Raw genomic sequence first — 18,294 nt, 5'->3', positions numbered from 1 at the left:
GACGCCGCGGCACCGGCGTTCGGGGTTCGAGAGTTCGACGGTTCGGGGCTCGGCGGTCGGCGGTTCGGTGGTTCGCGGGGTCGCGGGGTCGCGGGTTCGCGGGTTCGCGGGTTCGCGGGTTCGACGACAGACAGCCTCAGGCGCTGTCCTCCAGTGCCGCCCGCTCCCACACCTCGCGCCGGGTGACGTCCCGGCACGTTCGCCTGGTCCGTCCCGGTCCGGTCAACGCGGGCATCGCCGCCTCCTGTTGCCGAAACGCGGGCGGCGCCGGCAATCTGCGTGGCACGGCTGTCTCCGCCTTTTCCGCCTGAACCACGAACACGCGTGCACGTGAGCCTCCTTCGCTTCGGCGCGGCCGAGTGCCGCCGGTCCCGATCGATGCCGCCGAAACCATGTGCACGGTGTGGCAGGCGCGCGCGTAGACCAGGGGTCGACCGGCCCGACCGGCGGTGCCGACCGCTGCCCGGGCGTGTCGCGTCGCGAGCCGAATCCCGTCCGCGTCCCGGCCCTGGAGCAGCACCAGCACCAGGCCGGACCGGGCATCGCACTCACCCCGCGTGGAGCCGACCCGGCGGGCCAGCCTCAGCGCCACCGTGTGATGCCGAAGCGCGAGGTCGCGGTGCCCCTGCACGCGGGCGATCTCACCGAGCACGTTCAACGCGTGTGCCCGAGACCGCACGTCGCCGCCGGCGCATGCCAACCGCAGCGCCTCGCCGCCGTGTCGGGCCGCGGTGCCCAGACCCCCGCGTTCGAGGTAGGTCCGCGCCAGCACGGCCTCGATCGCGGCCTGATCACGGACCGTACCGCCGGATGCCAAGGCCTGGGCGAGATAGCTGACCGCCCGCTCGGCACGGCCCTGATCGTGCGAGACCAGGCCCAGCCGCCACAACGTTCGGGCCGTACCGGGTCCGGATCCGCCCGGCTCGGCGTCGCGGGCGTCGCGCAGCGCGGCCAGCAACTCCTCGCGGGCCTCGTCCAGCCGGCCCGCCCGGTGCAACTCGGCTGCCAGGTCGCGTCGGACGCATGCGGCCGCCCGCGGTCCGCCGAGCCGGTCGGCCAGGTCGCGGGCCGTGGTCAACACCTCGATGGCCCTCGCGCCGCACTGCTCGACGCCGATCGCGAGCCCGAGGCCACGCAGGGCGGCCAACCGCTGCCAGGGCTCGTTCGCCGTGAGGTCGCGTTCGAGCGCCCGGGTGAAGTACAGCCGGGCTCGGGTCGATCGCCCCAGACCCAGATGGGCGAAGCCGAGTCCGATCAACGTGGCCGCGGTCCAGCCGCTCCCGCTACGCCGTTCGGCCGCCCGCGCGGCCAGGGCACAGCGCAGCGCCTGATCGTGGTGCCCGCCCTCGGCCAGGTAGGGACCGAGCAACGCGGCCGTCGCGATCACCGGGCAATCGGCGCCACCCGTCTCCACCAGGGCCACCAGGGCCGCCCGCTCGGCGTCCAGCCAGGCCGAGGCGGCACTCACGTCGGCGAACCGTGCCCGCTCCTCGCCCGGTCCGAAGACCTCGGCACAGGTGCCCGGGCCGAGCCTGCGGACCGCCTCCTGCACACCCGCGAACAGCCACGCACTCACCCGCCGCGCCGCCCGCGTGCGCTCGGCGGGTGCGTCCGCGGTCTGCGACAACTCGGCGGCATGCGCACGCGTCAGTCCCCGCAGCCGGAACCGGCCGGGGCCGCTGGGGGCGACCAGGTGGCCGGCCGCGAGCCGGTCCAGAATCTCCTTGGCCCGTTCGTCGTCGGCCAGGTCCGCCAGCACCCGGACGGTGGCGATGCCGAAATCCGGTCCGGGAGTCAAGGGCAACAGCCGATACACCCGCGCGGCCTGGGGCGAGAGCAGCCCGACCGCCGCCCGGAAGGCGTCGCGCACACCGGCCCGAGGGCCGAGTCCCAGGGTGAGCCGACTCAGCGGGCCCGCCTCGCGCAACTGGGCCACGTAGTCCGCGAGGCGGCACTGGGGATCGGCGGCGAGCGTCGCCGCGGCGATCCGCAGGGCCAGGGGCAGGCGATCGCACAACCGCGCCAGCTCCACCGCGGCCTCGCGCTCGGCGGCGAGCCGGGGCGCACCCACCACACCGTCGAGCAGCGCTGCGGATTCGGTCTCGGTCAGTTCGTCCGACAGCGCGAACAACCGGGCGCCACAGGAGGCGCTCAGTTCCGGCAGATCCACTCGACTGGTCACCAGTACCGCCGAGCCCGCGGTGCCGGGCAGCAGCAGCGTGACCTGCTCGGCGCGAGTGACGTCGTCGAGCACCAACAGCACCCTTCGGTCCGCCAGTTGGGCACGCAACGCCGCCGCGCGTGCCTCCAGGCCGGCCGGCACGCGGAACTGGCCCGACGCCGACAGGAGTTCCGCCAACACCTCGGCCGGATCACGGGGGTCGCCGTCGGCGCCGCTCAGGCGCACGTACCACTGGCCGTCCGGAAACAACCGGCGCAACCGGTGCGCGGCCCGCAGCGCGGTCGCCGTCTTCCCCACCCCCGGCCCGCCCGAGAGCACCACGACCGGCGACGCGGGCAACCCGTGGTGCGGCGTGGCGGCCTCGGCGATACAACCGAGCACCGCCTCGCGTCCGACGAAATCGGGGTCGTCGCGCGGGAGTTGATACAGCGGCGTCCACGACCCTCGGGACTGCTCGGCGGCCGGTGCGCGGTGCTTGGCGGCGGACTCGGGTGCCAGGGTCTGCGCACCGCTGAGGATCGCCCGCTGCAACCGCACCAGTCGCTCACCCGGGTCGATGCCCAACTCCTCGTTGAGCCTGTCCCGGACGTCGGCGTACGCAGCCAGCGCCTCCGCCTGCCGATCGCAGCGGTACAGCGTGAGGATCAGCTGATACCAGAACCGTTCGCGATAGGGATGGTCGGCGGTCATCTGACGCAGCGGGGCCAGGATCCGGTCCTGTCGGCCCAGGAACAGGCCGACGTCGAAGTACCGCTCGGCCGCGCGCAACCGGCGTTCGGTCAGTACGGGCACCGCCTCGCGCTGCAGGGTCTCCGCGGGCACGTCGTCCAGTGCCGGGCCACGCCACAGGGCCAGGGCGGCGGCGAGCAGATCGGCCTCCTCGGCGGGCCGATCTGCCGCGCGCGCCTGCTCGGCGCGCTCGACCAGGTCGTCGAACCGGTTCAGGTCCAGCGCCGACGCGGCGATCGTGATCCGATACCCCTCGGGCACGGTGTGGATCAGCCGTTCTCCGCCGGCCTGCTCCAATGTCTGGCGCAGCCGGTTCATGTGCACGTGCAAGGCATTGCGGCCGCTTGCCGGAGGGTTTCCCTCCCAGAGGTGGCCGAGCAGTTTCTCCACGCCCACCGTTTGTCCGGCGTGCAGCAGCAGGCAGGCCAGCAGGCTGCGTTGCTTGGGCGCCCGCAAGGGGACGGAGCGATTGTCGACGATGACTTCGAGCGGTCCGAGGATCAGGAAGTCGGCACGATCCGGTAAGCCGCGGCCCGAACCGGGCGACGTCGCACCGTCTCCGCCCCCGCGGACCGCCGGTGAGCGGTGCACCGGAAAGGATGCTGTGGTCACTGGTTTCTCCAAGAACAGGGATACCGGCCGCCGATCGACGACCGGTATCCGCGAATTCCGCCCCGGTCTTGCGCCCGGCCGAGATCAGCCGCGCATGCGGCTCAGGTACTCCCGGCAGCTGGGCAGTTCGCCGACCAGTCGTTCGGCCTGCCTGCGGATCGCCGCGAACTCGGCCATGGCACCGCTGGGGTCCAGACCGGCCAGGGCCGGCCGCGCCCGGGCCGGCGCCTTGCCGAGTCCGATCAGCATCACCTTCCAGTTGTAGGCCTCGAAGCCGTGGAAGCGCGGGTAGATGGTGTCCGCCTCGGGCAGCAGCGTGCGCCACGACTCCAGCCGCTCGGCCAGGCCCTCGGGCAGCGGGCGGGTCTTGGCCGCCTTCCAGTACGGGGTGTCCTCACGCCCTGCCGCGCAGTAGTGCAGGACCAGGAACTCCTTCACCCCGTCGATCACCTCGGCGATGCTGCGGTTGTAGCGCACCGCCAGCGCGGGGTCCCAGTCACGGTCGGGGAAGTAGTTCACCAACTGCTCGATGCCGTGCTGGATGAAGAAGATCCCGGTCGATTCGAGCGGCTCGACGAAGCCGCTGGACAGGCCGATCGCCACGCAGTTCTTCACCCAGGAATTGCGGTTGCGACCGATCCGCATCCGGATGTGGTTCGCCTCCAGGTCGGGCTGATCGGGCGCGGCGAACCGGCGCAGCGTGCGCTCGGCCTCGGCCGGGTCGCAGAACTCGTCCGAGTACACGTACCCGGTGCCGACCCGCTCGTACAGCGGGATCGTCCAGATCCACCCGGCCTCGGCCGCGGTGGCGGAGGTGTACGGAGCCATCTCCCGCCCGGGGTCGGCGGGTACCCGCAGGGCCACCGCGCGGTTGTTGGGCAGCACGTCTTCGAAGGATTCGAACGGCTCCTCCAGCACCCCGTTGATCAGCAGCCCGCGGAAGCCGGTGCAGTCGATGAACAGTTCGCCGGGGATGTCACCGTGCTCGGCGGTGACCAGATGACTGATCCACCCGCGCTCGTCCCGGCGCACCTCGACCACGTCGTCCACGACGTGCCCCACGCCGCGCTCGACCCCGAACGTGGTCAGGAACTTGGCCAGCAGGTCGGCGTCGAAGTGATAGGCGTACGGGAACTGCGTGCGCTGCTCGTTGGCGTTGCCGACCTCGCGATCGAGCAGCGTGGTGAACAGGTTGCCGTCGAGCAGACGCGGCGAACGGTTCGCCTCGCACAGCGCGGACAACAGCAGGCAGGACGTGTCGAAGTTCTCCACGTCGCCGTCCAGGTGCAACCACCAGTCGTCCAGGGTGAATCCGTCGAGCACGGGGAGCCGCTCGAAGGGGTGGTAGAAGTACGTGCCCACCTCGCGCCAGTTGGCGTACCGGATACCGAGCTTGTACGAGGCCGCACAGCTCGGCATCCAATCCCGCTCCTCCAGACCGAGGTAGGCGAAGAAGTGGCGGATGGTACTGAAGGTCGCCTCGCCGACGCCGACGGTGCCCACCCGCTCCGATTCCACGACGGTGACGGAGACCTCATCCCTGAAGGTCTGCTTCAGGTAGGTGGCGGTCATCCAACCCGCCGTGCCGCCGCCCACGATCACCACGTTGCGGATCATTGTCGTCCTTTCGGTTGCGTCGAGAGTTCGCCAGGCGATCGATCAGCGTGAGGACCGGAGAGGTCATCACGGTGGAGACGAGCGCCATGGTCACGAACATCGTGAAGAGGGTGGGTGTGATCACCTTCAGATCCAGACCCACGTTGAGCACGATCAGCTCGGTCAGGCCGCGGCAGTTCATCAGCGTGCCCAGGGCCAGTGCCTCGGTGCCGGGGATGCGCAGGCCGCGGGCCACCAGCACGGTGCTGCCCCACTTGCCGACCACGGCCACCGCGGTGATGGTCAGACACCAGCCCCACAACCCTCGGTCCGAGCCGAACAGGCCGAACTCGGTGCGCAGGCCCGAGTACACGAAGAACAGCGGCAGCAGCAGCGTGACGGTCAGATCGCGCATGCGCGCCGACGCGACCTCGACCGTGACCGAGCCGCGCGGGACGATCACGCCCAGCAGGAAGGCGCCGAAGATCGCGTGGATGCCGATGCGATCGGTGGCCAACGCGGTGAGCATGATCGCCGCGAGCAGTGCGGGCAGCACCGCCGCGTCCGACAACCGGCGCGGTTCCGACTCGCGCCCGGCACCTTCCAGGCGAGCCAGCGCGGGACGAATCACGCCCCACATCAGCGCGCTGAACGCGCCGGTGCACAGCAGGGTTCGCGCCACTCCGAAGCCGGAGGAATGGCCGGTGGCGGCCACCACGACCGTCAACAGACACCACGCGGTGACATCACCGATCGCGGCACAGGCCAGCGCCAGCGCACCGAGCCGGGTGCGCTCCATTCGGCGGTCGATCAGAATGCGGGCCAGCACCGGGAAGGCGGTGATGCTCATGGACACCGCGAAGAACAATGCGAAGGGTACGAATCCCACGCCGTCCGGAGCCAGCGAGGAGTACCCGACCAGGGCGAGCAGCACGCCGCTGAGCATCGGCACCGCGATTCCCACGTGGCTGATCATCAACACGACCCGGCCGCGACCGCGCACCTGGCTCAGGTCCAGCTCGTAGCCGACCAGGAACATGAAGAAGATCAGGCCCAGTTGGGCCAGCACGTTGATCGACCCGTTGAGCGAGTCCGGCAACAACCAGTGGTACCCGCCGGGCCACAGCAGGCCGAGCAGGGACGGTCCGAGCACGATGCCCAGGCAGATCTCGCCGATCACCCCGGGTTGCGCCATCCGCAGAAACAGTCGGGACATCAGGTGGCAGAGCACCAGCACGATCGCCAGCGCCAGGAGCAGGTGCGCGAAGGTGTCCGCGGCGGTCGTACGCACACCGCCGGCGGTGACGGCGTTGTGTCCGCCGTAATGGCGCACGCCCAACCACAGACCGATCAGGACGAGCGTCGCCGGCAGCCCGACGATCAGCATGTAGAGCAGGACCTGCCGGCTTCGCGACACGGGCGGGTCCGGTAAGGGCGAGTCGAGTATCGGCGGGTGTTCGTGCTCGAAGGGCGGCCGCGGGTCGATACCGCTTCCCGCCGGGGAGTCTTCACGGATGGACATCGCGACTTCCTCTGCGCAAGGTGATCACGGCGATGGCTGGAAAACGCACACCGCGGCGCGCCGCCGACGGGGACGGTGGGCGCGCCGCGGTGACTCAGGGGCGCCCGGGCCAGGCGGCATAGCCACGCAGGCCGTACAGCAGCGGATCGGCCGACGCACGATGGGCCGTGCCCATCACCTCGCCGAAGATCACCGCGTGGTCGCCGACGACGTCGTCGCGGACCACCTTGCAGTCGGCGACCCCGTGTGCGGCCTCGGCCAGATGCGGGCCGCCGGCGCCGTCGGGCAGACACCAGGGAGTGAGCGCGAACCGGTCCGGGGCGCCGGAGGCGAACAGCTCGGCCGTGCTCTTGGCATGTCCGCTCAGCAGGTTGAGCGCGAAGGTCCCGCACGAGCGGACCGCCGCCAATGTCGGGCTGCCCTGGCGCAGGCAGACCAGCAGGGTGGGCGGGGACAGTGTCACGCAGCTGATCGACGTGCAGGTCATGCCCCAGGGGCGGTTTTGGGTGTCGAAGGTGGTGAACACTCCGACACCGGTGGGGAAGCCCGCCATGAAGGCGCGCAACCGGTCCGCACGGTCGGCCGGCTCCTCTTGGCGGTCGACCCGGGCGTCGTTGTGCACTTCGGCTCGGATGGAATGCGTCACGAATTACTCCAGGAGTGCCGGTCGAGCGACGTCATTTGCCGTGGAGTTGGCGCAGGAATTCGTACGTGGTGGGCAGCTCGGCCAGCAGGTGTCGGCGCCGGGAATCGACCTCGGCGAACAGGTTCTCGACGCTTTCGATGGATGCCGGCTTGTATTCCAGAGCGGGCAGCACGCGATCCGGGAGATGGCCGAGACCGGCGAAGATGCACCAGTAGTTCGTGTTGTTCCAGAAGTTCTTGTTGTCCACTTCGGAATTTCCGTAGTACACCCGCTCGCCGGCCTGCGAGGTGTTCACCGGGAATCCGGCCCGATACAGCGAGATCTTCTCCCGGACGTCGTCGCCGAGCGGAAGCTCCTTGTTGGCCCGCCAGAAGTCCGTGTCCTCGCGCGGCGAGAAGTAGAAGTGCGTCTGGATGAAGTCGCGGGTGAAGTCGAACATGCTCTCCACCTCACGGTTGAAGTGGTCGACCAGGGTCGGGTCGAATCGCTTGTCCGGGAAGTGCTTGGCGAGCTGGTGCACTGCCGAGTAGATGAAGTAGATGCCGGTCGACTCGAGCGGTTCGACGAAGCACGAGGCGAGTCCGATGCTCACCACGTTGCGCACCCAGGCCCGGCGGTTGCGACCGACCCGGAAGCGTACGTGGTTGAACGGCGTATGGTCGGGATCCAGGCCCCACAGGTCGCAGAACTCGCGGGTGGCCTCGTCCTGACTGGTGAACTTGCCCGAGTACACGTAGCCGGTGCCGAAACGGGTCAGCATCGGGATCTTCCAGGTCCAGCCCGAGCTCATCGCGATCGCCGAGGTGAACGGCTCGACGCCGTCGGCGGCGTCGTCGTGCGGGATCGCGGTGGCCACGGCGCTGTCGCAGAGCAGCTGGTCGGACATGTCCAGGAACGGCTCTTCCATCGCCTGGTTGATCAACAGGCCGCGGAAGCCGGAGCAGTCCACGAACAGATCGCCTTCGAGAAGCCGACCCTCCTTCGTGCGCAGCGCCGTGATGTAGCCCCGCTCGTCGAAGAGGGCCTCGGTCATCTCGTCCTGAATGTGCCGCACACCCTGCTTCTCGGTGGCGAACCGGCGCAGGAAGTCCGCGACCAGGTTGGCGTCGAAGTGCCAGGCGTAGCCGGTGGCCTGGCTGCCGTCGCGGTAGCGCGGGCCCTTCTTGGCGTCGAGCACCTCGGCCTCGGCGAAACACGCGTAGTCGAAGGGGACGTCGGTCTCCCCCCGCAACGTGCGCAGGTGCCAGTAGTGCGAGAGCGGAATCCCGTCGTGCTCGGGCAGGTTGGCGAAGTGGTGGTAGAAGTGGTCGACGCCGCCGCCGAGTGTGCGCGGCTGTGCCGCGCCTTTACCGGGGGTGCGCCAGTTCACGAACCGGATGCCCGCCTTGAAGCTCGCGTTGCACTCGCGCATCCATTCGTCCTCGGGAATTCCGAGGTAGTCGAAGAACGCGGCCTGCAGGTTGGGCACGGTGGCTTCGCCGACACCTATTCGAGGAATGGTGGGCGCCTCCAGGACCGTGATGTCCACGGCACCCTGGAGGGCCTTCCCCAGATACGAGGCGGTCATCCACCCCGCAGTCCCGCCGCCGAGAACGACCAGCCTTTTGATGCGATGGTCCACGAGTCTCTCCTTCGGCCTGCGGCCGCGGGGTTCGATCCCCGCGGCCGACCCTGGAGAGCATCCTGAGAGACGGCTCTATATTTTTCCTATGAACCGTCCCGGACCCTTACGCAACCGCTCGCCGACGAGACCATTTGCTAACCGAAAGCACTCGTTCGGGCGAATCGCGGATCGGTGTACTGTTTGGTTTCGGTAACCCACCGCAACCGTTCGACACTTTCCTGGACGTCTTGATGCGAGACATATAGCGGGTGAAATCCGAAGCGGAGCAGGTCCGGCGGCCGGCTGTCCGCGACGACGCCCTCCGGCATCAGGGCACGGATCATCCCGTAGGCGTGCTCGTGCCGCAACGAGACGTGTGAACCGCGGCGTTCGGCCGCGCGCGGGGTGACCACCTCGAAGCCGGGTTCGTCCGGTAGTTCGTCCACACAGCGGACGAAGAACGCGGTGAGCGAAAGGCTCTTGGCGCGCACCTGCTCGACCGACACGTCCCGATAGACGTCCAGCGCGGCGTCCAGGGCGACCAGCGAGAGGATCGCGGGTGTCCCGACGACGGCCCGCCCGATGCCGGCGGCCGGCACATACGGGCCGCCGGTGGCGAACGGGGTGGCGTGTCCGAGCCAGCCGGCCAGTGGCAGGTCCAAGGCTTGGTGGTGGCGCTCCGCGACGTACACGAAGGCCGGCGAACCGGGGCCGCCGGACAGGTACTTGTAGGTACAGCCCACCGCCATGTCGACGTCGTGGCGCTCCAGGTCGAGCGGCAGCACGCCCACCGCGTGACAGACGTCCCACAGGACGACCGCGCCGACCTCGTGGGCCGCCGCGGTGATACCCGCGACGTCCCACAGCTCACCGGTGCGGTAGTCCACCACCGGGTAGGCCGCCACCGCCACGTCCCGGCCGTCTCGGGCCAACCACTCGGCCGCCTCCTCCGCAGGCACCTCGACCACCCGCAGGCCCAGCAGCCTCGCCGCCGAGTCGGCCATGTAGCGGTCGGTGGGGAAGTGTCGTGGATCGGTCAACAACACCTGCCGGCCCGGCCGCAGTCGGGCCGCCCCGACCAGCGTGTTGAACAACTGCACCGAGGTCGAGTCGCCCACCGCGACCTGCCCCGGACCGACCCCCAGCAGGGCCCCGATCCGATCGCCCACCCGGGTGGGCAGTTCCATCCAGTCCACCCACGAGCGCACCAGATTCTCGCGCCATTGTCGGTGGATCGCGTCGTGCACGGCGGGAGCGACCGAGGTCGGCAGCGGGCCGAGCGAATTGCCGTCCAGGTAGATCAGCCCCGGCGGCAGCGTGAACCGCTCCCGGAAGCCGGCCAACACGTCGTCTGCGTCCAGTCGTTCAGCGTCGGTGCGAGTCGTGGGCATGTGCCGACCTCCGTCGATTCCGAGGTGCGATGCGAGCCGTGCCGAGTGCCGGACCGAGCGGGACCACCCGCTCGTCCGGGTACGCGCAGCGATCCAGGAAGCGAGCCACGCTCTGGCCCAACTCCCAGGCGCTGGAGGACTTTCCGGCCCCTCGAACCTGTCGGAACAGGGCGACCAGGGCGCTCTTCTCGTCCTCCAACCAGCGCTCACCGTCCCGCACGGGTGCGGCTTGCGCCTCGTGCCCCCGGCGCACCCAGGCGTTCAACGCCCGGTCCAGGACGACCGCGAATTCCGGTGCCGCGGAAGCCTCGATGCCGGCCTCCTCACGACCGAAGATGCGCACCAGGCGGTGCAGCCGATAGCGCGTGGTGGTCCCGCCCGCGCCGGCGACGAAGGACAACAGTCGCGCGTCCACCAGCGCCTCCAGTACGTCCTCGACCTCCTCGTGGGGCATCCGCAGGATCTCGGCGGCGGCCCACAACGGGAAGTCCGGCACGTCCAGTTGGGTGAGCAGGCACAACGCCCGGCGCACCCGCGGTTCGAGCCCGCGATAGCTCTGCCGGATACCGAACCGGACGTCCAGGTCGGAGGTGCGCAGTTCGTCGAGGTGGCCGCGCGCCGCGGCCATCCGGACCACGAGCGAGGCCACCTGCCAGTGCGGCCTGGCGTGCAGACGAACGGCCGCGATCCGAACCGCGAGCGGCAGACCGCCGCACAGCTCGACCAGCCGTCGGGCCATCTCGCGCTCGGCCTGGATCCGGGCCTCCCCCGCCACCCGAGACAGCAGTTCCAGCCCCTCCTGCACGGACAGCGGGCCCGGTTCGATCAGGCTGACTCCGTCCAGGGCGGTCGGCGAGCACCGACTGGTGATCAGTACCCGGCACCCGGCGGCGCCCGGCAGCAGCGGTCGTATCTGGCTCTCGTCGCGCGCGTTGTCGAGCAGGATCAGCATCCGCCGACCGGCGAGCCTGCTGCGGTAGAGCTGGATGCGTTCCTCGATCGAATCGGGGATCGCCGACTCGTCGGTGTTCAACGCGCGTAAAAACCAGGCGAGAACCTGCCCCGGATCCTTGGGTCGCTCGTCGAGACCCCCGAGATCCACTTGGAGTTGACCGTCGGGGAAGACGTCCAGGCACCGGTAGGCGGCCCGCATCGCCAGTGCGGTCTTGCCGATGCCGGCCATCCCGGTGATCGCCACCGGGCTCCCGAGTGCGCAGGTCGGCCGCTGTGCGCGAACCGACACCCCCAGCGCCTCGGGGCCCGCAGGACCCGTGGTCCCCGCCCGCAACAAGGTCTCGATCACCTCGAGTTCGCTGTGCCGGCCGGTGAAGTCGGCGACGTCGGGCGGCAGCATGGCCGGTCGCACCCGACTCCACGCGTTGGTGGTGACCGCCCGTGGACCCGCCCCGGTCGTCGAGCGCGCGAGCACGGGATCTCCCTCCAGGATGCCCTGGAAGACGGTGTTCATCGCGTGTCCCGGATCCACCCCGAGTTGCTCGGCCAACACGTGCCGGCCCTGCTGGTAGATCTCCAGTGCGTCGGCCTGTCGATCACAGCGGTACAGCGCGGTCATCAGATAGGTGCGCATGCGCTCGCGCACCGGGTGGCTCTCCACCAGCGCGGTCAGCTCGGGCACCAGTCGCGCATGCAGGCCGAGTTCGATGTCGGCCTCGATCCGAGCCTCCAGCGCCCGCATGCGCGCCTCCTCGAGCCACGGACCGTCGTTGGCGGCCAGGAACTCGGTCACGTTGGCCAGAGCCGGACCGCGCCACAGCCGTAACGCCGCCGCCAGGTGTCGTGAGGCCTCCTCGAACCGCCGGTTCGTCAAGGCCGTGTGGCCCATCCGGCTGAGGCGTTCGAACTCCTCGTGGTCGAACCGGGCCGAGCCCAGGCTCAGTGCGTAGCCGGGTTGGCGCCGCACGATGTAGGTACCGGCCGGCCCGAGCAGTTTGCGCAGCCGCGAGATGTACGTATAGATCTGCGAACTCGCGGTGGCGGGCGGGCGATCGCCCCACAGGTTGCTACTCATTCGAGCGTCGGACAACACCGTGCCGTGGGCCAGGAGCAAGCCCGCCAAGGCGGTGCTGGGTTTGGTTCCGTCGAAAGATGTCTCGATTCCCCCCCTGTACATCGTCACCGGCCCGAGGATGCGAATTTCCATCCGATCCTCGGGGTCACCCATCGTGCTGTGCGAGATCGTCCCCGTCGTCTCGTAAGAATTCTTCGAGAGATCAAGCATGCCTAGCCTCCCCGCAGACTGCCAGCGTCAGCAGCTTGGCACGGTAAGGACGAGACTCTCTGCGCACCAGTCGATATTCGCCGTCTGACCGATTTCGACACGGCCGCCGACTCCGGCGACGGATAGCACCCGGACGCCTCGCGGTTTCCCTGTCAAAATGGGAGTAGAAGACAATCGACCGCAAAGTACGGCAAACCACGCACCCGGCGCACGGTGGAATCCCCCCGCGGCGACGCCGAACTTCTCCCCGGAAACGGGAAATTCCCATCCGTCAACGGGAGTTCCGGCCTGATCCCGTTGACTTCGGGCAGCCTCGACCGGCTCCGCGCCGGCCCGGCCGGCGGATCGACCGGAGCCACCGCCCGAGTCTTGTCCGAAGCCGGTCAAACCGGCACCGGCGGCAACGCCTCGCGGTACAGCCACCCGTCGAACAGCGGCCCCAGCGGCATGGGCGCATGACGTTGCGCGTGCGCGATGAAATCCTCGGTGGTCACCACGCCGTGCCGGTGCGACGTGGTCCACTCGCGCAACATCGCGAAGAACGCCGAGTCGCCCAGCGCACACCGCACCGCGTGCACGGTCAACGCGCCGCGGGCGTAGATCCGGTCGTCGAAGATCAGCTTCGGCCGCGGCGAACCGAGCAACAGGTCCTGCGGCAAGCCGCCCAGTCGGGAGTACTCGACGGCGGCCTGCGCGGCGGCCGTGCGCCCGCCGGAGCGCTCGGCCCACAACCACTCCGCGTAGCGCGCGAAGCCCTCGTTGAGCCAGATGTGCCGCCAGTCCGCGAGTCCGACGCTGTTGCCGAACCACTGGTGCGCCAACTCGTGTGCGACCAGCCGTTCGGAACCGCGCTCGCCGTCCACGTGGTTCGCCCCGAAGGTGGCCAGCCCCTGGGCCTCGATCGGGATGTCGAGGTCGTCGTCGGTGACCACCACGGTGTACTCGCCGAACGGGTACGGTCCGAACAACTCCTCGAAGAGCGCCATCATCTCCGGTTGCCGGGCGAAGTCGACCAGGAAGCGCGGCAGCAGCCGGGCCGGCACGTGCGCGAACTGCGGCACCCGCGCGTGCGGTTCCAGCGGCCCGATCGTGTCGTAGCGGCCGATCGAGACGCTGACCAGATAGCTCGCGGTGGGCGCGGGCTGCTCGTAGACCCACGTGGAGGTGCTGCCCCGGGTGCTGCGGGTGAGCAGCCCGCCGCTGACCGCCACGGTGTACGCCGACGGCGCGGTGACCGAGATCTGGTAAGCCGCCTTGTCGTCGGGCCGGTCGTTGCACGGGTACCAGGACGGCGCCCCGATCGGTTGACCGGCCACCAGCGAGCCGTCGGTCAACTCCTCCCAGCCCACCCCGCCCCACGGGCTGCGCACCGGCTTGGGATTGCCGACGTAGTGCACCTCGACGGTGAACGCGGCCCGCGCACGGATCGTCGCCCCCGGCCGCACCCGCAGCTTGCCCGCGCGGTGCGCGTAGCGCACCTGGCGGCCGTCCACCAGCACCCGGCCGATCCGGAACTCGCCCAGGTCGAGCACGACTTCCTGGAGCGGTCGATCGCCGGCCACCGCGCCGATCCGGGCGGTGCCGGCCAGCCGATTGGGGCCGGGGCGGTAATCCAGGGCCAGCTCGTAGCGATGCACGCGATAGCGCGGATCACCGTGCGTGGCGAAGTACGCCTCCCCCGCGACCGAGCGCGGCCCCTGGTCGATCACCGTTTCGTGCTCCGTCCCCGTCGCGCCCACCGTCGCGGGACGGGCCGTGTCGCGCGACGCCGCCTCGAAACGCATTACCGTCGCCATGCCTCGATCGGATTGCCCAGCCAGCCGGTGTCCTCCGGGACCGTCTCGCCGCGCATCACCAGCGAGGCGGGACCCAGCGTGCTGCGTGCCCCGATCGTGCTGCCCGGCAGCACGATCCCGCGCGGGCCCAGGGTGGCGCCCTCGCGAAGGATCACAGTATCCATCCGCATGATCCGGTCGTGGAAGAGATGCGTCTGGAGTACGCAGCCGTGCCCCACGCTCACCGCATCCTCCAGGGTGACCAGGTCCGCCTCCGGCAACCAGTAGCTCTCACACCACACGCCACGGCCGATGGATGCCCCGAGCCCGCGCAGCCACACGTTCAGCACCGACGTACCGGGCACCCGGCCGATCAGCCACGGCACGGCCAGCACCTCGACGAAGGTGTCGGCGAGTTCGTTGCGCCACACGAAGCCGCTCCACAGCGGGTGCTCGACCGGCTCGAACCGGCCGACCAGGATCCACTTGGCCGCGATCGACACGACACACGCGAGCACGCCGCAGCCGAGCAGGACCGCGCCGGACAGCAGCGCGGCCAGGAGCAGCGAGTGCGCGCCCAACCAGGCCAGTGCGGCCAGGGTGAGCAGGGCCAGCGCCGCCGAGCACAACACCGGCACCGCGCGGCACAACTCGACCAGGCCGCGGGCCCAGCGCAGCCGGGCCGGCGGGTCGAAGGTCAGGCCCTGGTCCGCGACGTCCGCCGAGCGCGGCAGTCGCATCGGCGGCATGCCCAGATACGAGCCGCCCTTCTTGGTCTTCTTCGGCGTCGCGGACAACACGCCGACCAGGCCGCGGGCGGGCACCGAGCGGCCCGGCGCGGTCATCCCCGAGTTGCCCAGGAAGGCCCGCTCGCCGATTCGGGCCTCGCCGATCCGAATCCACCCGCCGCCGAGTTCGTACGAGGCGATCAGCGTGTCGTCGGCCAGGAACGCCCCGTCGCCGACCGTGGTAAGACTCGGCAGCGCCAGCACGGTGGAGGCCTCGACGCCCTTGCCCACCTTCATCCCGAGCGCACGCAGCCACACCGGCGTGAACAGACTCGCGTACAGCGGGAACAGCTTGTCCCGGGCCAGGTCCATCAGCTGGACGACGGTCCACGCCTGCCAGCCGATCCGCCCGTGCAGCGGGTAATAGCCCGGCCGCAGACCCAGGCTGAGCACACGCACCACAAGCACGATCGACAGCGCGTAGACCAGCGCGAACGCGGCCACCGCCGGCACCAGCGCGAGCATGGCGCCGGTGAGCGCCGCGCCGAGGCCCTCGCCGGGCCGCACGAACGCGCCCAAAATCGGCAGTACCGGCAACACGGCCAGGACCGGCAAGAGGGTCGGCAACAACCCGCTCGCGCCGTACAGCACCGCCCAGCGCCTGCTGCGCGGCGGACGCGCGCCGAACCGGCCCCGGTCGACCTTGCCGAGTCGAACCGCCGGCACCCCGCCCCAGCGGCGGCTCGGCGGCACGTTGCCGGTCACCGCGGAACCGGCCGCCACCTCGGCGGAGCGGCCGATCCGAGCGCCGGGGAAGAGCGTGCTGCGGGTGCCCACGATCGCGCCCGCGCCGACCTTTATCGCGCCGATCTCCAGCCGGTCGCCGTCCAGCCAGTGGCCGGACAGGTCCACCTCGGCCTCCACCGCGCAGCCTCGGCCGAGCTTGAGCAGGCCGGTGACCGGCGGCAGGGTGTGCAGGTCGACGTCCTGGCCGACCTTGGCGCCGAGCGCGCGGGCATAGCGCAGCAACCAGGCGCCGGACAGCGCGGTCGCGCCACTGGCGTCGGCCAGTTGTTCGGCCGCCCACAGCCGGATGTGCACGCCGCCACCGCGCGGATGGGTGCCCGGACGCACCCCGCGCAGCAACAACCGGGCGCCGCCCGCGGCGATCGCCACCCGGCCGGGCGGGCTGAACAGCGCGGCCCAGCCGGCCGCGACCCACCACCACGAGGCGGTCGGCGCCCACGGGTAGTCGCCGAACCACGCGGCGACGTTGCCCAGCGCGAGCAGGCCGACCGTCCAGCGCAGCCCGATCAGGGTGAACAGCGGGATCAGCAGGAGCAACTGGGCGATCCGCGCCCGGGTGGGCGTGGGCGCCACCTTGCGCACCGCGCCCGCGTCCTGGGCCGAGCGCTCCAGGCGCCGGGCCAGTTTGCGCAGCGTGGGCTGCTGGTAGATGTCCGCGACCGCGGCGGCCGGGTAGCGCTCGCGCAGCAGCGTGGTCAGTCGGGCCGCGGCCAGGCTGTTGCCGCCGATCGCGAAGAAGTCGTCCTGCGCGGTCTCCGGAGCGATGCCGAGCACGTCGGTCCACTGCTCGGCGAGCCAGGCCTCGGTGCCGTAGAGCTGCTCGGTGGGCCCGGCGTCCTCCGCGTCCGCGAGCGGCCACGGCAGCGCGTCCCGGTCGACCTTGCCGGAGGTACGGGTGGGCAGGTCGGCCACCGGGGCGAGCCGGGGCACCAGGGCCGCGGGCAGCTCGGCCCGCAACCGGCAAACCGCCTCCTCGCGGTCCCAGCCCTCGCCGGTCACCAGGTAGCCGACCAGGAGCTGATTGCCGCCCTTGACGGTGCGCACCGCGGCGGCGGCGCCCACCACGCCGGGCAGGGCCTGCAGCGCCGCGTCGATCTCGCCGAGTTCGATCCGCCGGCCGCCGAGCTTGATCTGCTCGTCGCCGCGGCCGACGAAGACCAGGCCGTCGGCGTCGGCACGCACCACGTCGCCGCTGCGGTAGGCGCGGTCCCAGCCCATCGACTCCAGCGGCGCGTACTTCTCCGCGTCCTTGGCCGGGTCCAGGTAGCGGGCCAGGCCGACGCCGCCGATCACCAGCTCGCCGGTCCCGCCCATCGCGACGGGCCGACCGTCGGGGTCGACCACGGCCAGTTCCCAGCCGTCCAGCGGCAACCCGATCCGGACCGGGCCCTCGCCGGTGAGCAGCGAGCCACAGGCGACCACGGTCGCCTCGGTCGGGCCGTACGTGTTCCACACCTCGCGGCCCTCGGCGACCACGCGCTCCACCAACTCGGGCGGGCAGGCCTCGCCGCCGAAGATCAGCAGCCGTACGTCCAGGAGCGCCTCGGTCGGCCACAGCGCGGCGAGCGTGGGCACCGTGGAGACCACGGTGATCTCCTGCTCGGCCAGCCACGGCCCCAGGTCGGCGCCGGAGCGCACCCGCGAGCGGGGCACGGTGACCAGGCAGGCGCCGTACCGCCAGGCCAGCCACATCTCCTCGCAGGACGCGTCGAAGGCCACCGACAGGCCCGCCATCACCCGGTCGCCGGGGCCGAGCGGCTCCTCCCGGAGGAACAGGCCCGCCTCGGCGTCCACGAAGGCGGCCGCGTTGCGGTGGGTCACCGCGACGCCCTTGGGCTTGCCGGTGGAGCCGGACGTGAAGATGATCCAGGCGTCGTCGCCGGGGCCGGGTCGGCCGGGCGCCACGGGCGCGCCGTCCCGGATGACCCGCAACGCGCGCTCGGCACCGAGTACGGCGCATACGCCGGCCTCGCCGAACACCAGGTCGGCCCGCTCGTCGGGGTCCTCGGCATCCACCGGGACGTAGGCGGCGCCGGCGGCCAGCACGGCGAGGATGGCGATGTACAGGTCGTTGCTGCCGGACGGCACCCGGATGCCGACCCGGTCCCCGACGCCGACCCCGGCATCGGCCAGCCGGCGGCGCAGCGCCTCCACCTCGGCGGCCAGGGCGCGATACGTCAGCGTCCGCCGGCCGTCGTCGAGGGCGGGCTCGTTCGGGTGGTTCCGGACGGTGGCGTCCAGGATGTCCACGAGGGTGCGCGGCGCGGGGGCGGGGCGCCCGGGGTAGACGGCGCGGGCCGGGGTGGTCGATGCGGTGACTGTGCCGGGGCCGGGGCCGGTGCTTTCGCCGGTGGTGTTTCCGGTGCTTTTTCCGGTGCTTTTTTCCGTGCCGGTGCTTCTTGTTTCCGTGGCTGTGCCTGTGCCTGTGCCGGACGGATCGTCCGAGGCTCGTACTGGTAGCGCG

At 70.8% G+C, this 18,294-nt stretch carries 9 protein-coding genes; all 9 read right to left on the bottom strand.

Annotation, left to right across the window (positions count from 1 at the left end; genetic code table 11):
- Window positions 1-136: 136 nt before the first annotated feature.
- Window positions 137-3,367 (bottom strand): BTAD domain-containing putative transcriptional regulator, encoded by a 3,231-nt coding sequence (locus ACIBM5_RS13970; RefSeq protein WP_396007047.1) that lies wholly within the window; start codon window positions 3,365-3,367, stop codon window positions 137-139.
- A 240-nt stretch (window positions 3,368-3,607) separates the two neighbouring features.
- Window positions 3,608-5,140, bottom strand: coding sequence for a tryptophan halogenase family protein (locus tag ACIBM5_RS13965; RefSeq protein WP_396007046.1), 1,533 nt, complete (start codon window positions 5,138-5,140; stop codon window positions 3,608-3,610).
- Window positions 5,058-6,536, bottom strand: a complete 1,479-nt coding sequence (locus tag ACIBM5_RS13960) for a cation:proton antiporter (protein WP_396007045.1) — start codon at window positions 6,534-6,536, stop codon at window positions 5,058-5,060. Before ACIBM5_RS13960 ends, ACIBM5_RS13965 begins: the two co-directional genes overlap by 83 nt.
- Window positions 6,537-6,735: 199 nt before the next feature.
- Window positions 6,736-7,287, bottom strand: a complete 552-nt coding sequence (locus ACIBM5_RS13955; protein ID WP_391581479.1) for a flavin reductase family protein — start codon at window positions 7,285-7,287, stop codon at window positions 6,736-6,738.
- A 31-nt stretch (window positions 7,288-7,318) separates the two neighbouring features.
- Window positions 7,319-8,854 (bottom strand): tryptophan halogenase family protein, encoded by a 1,536-nt coding sequence (locus ACIBM5_RS13950; RefSeq protein WP_396007103.1) that lies wholly within the window; start codon window positions 8,852-8,854, stop codon window positions 7,319-7,321.
- Window positions 8,855-9,045: 191 nt separating this feature from the next.
- Window positions 9,046-10,281: a kynureninase gene (kynU, locus tag ACIBM5_RS13945; RefSeq protein ID WP_396007044.1), complete on the bottom strand. Its 1,236-nt coding sequence runs from the start codon at window positions 10,279-10,281 to the stop codon at window positions 9,046-9,048.
- Entirely contained in the window at window positions 10,256-12,310 is a 2,055-nt protein-coding gene (locus tag ACIBM5_RS13940) for a BTAD domain-containing putative transcriptional regulator (RefSeq protein ID WP_396007043.1), read from the bottom strand. Before ACIBM5_RS13940 ends, kynU begins: the two co-directional genes overlap by 26 nt.
- A gap of 593 nt (window positions 12,311-12,903) precedes the next feature.
- On the bottom strand, window positions 12,904-14,316 hold the full coding sequence (locus ACIBM5_RS13935; protein ID WP_396007042.1) for a M1 family metallopeptidase: 1,413 nt from the start codon (window positions 14,314-14,316) through the stop codon (window positions 12,904-12,906).
- Complete coding sequence (locus tag ACIBM5_RS13930) at window positions 14,304-18,080, bottom strand: Pls/PosA family non-ribosomal peptide synthetase (protein ID WP_396007041.1); 3,777 nt, start codon at window positions 18,078-18,080, stop codon at window positions 14,304-14,306. The genes ACIBM5_RS13935 and ACIBM5_RS13930 overlap by 13 nt, the downstream gene beginning before the upstream one ends.
- Between the last annotated feature and the right edge of the window lie 214 nt (window positions 18,081-18,294).

Source organism: Embleya sp. NPDC050493, assembly GCF_044458105.1.
Lineage (GTDB): Bacteria > Actinomycetota > Actinomycetes > Streptomycetales > Streptomycetaceae > Embleya.
This window is presented reverse-complemented; position numbering and strand designations above follow the sequence as displayed.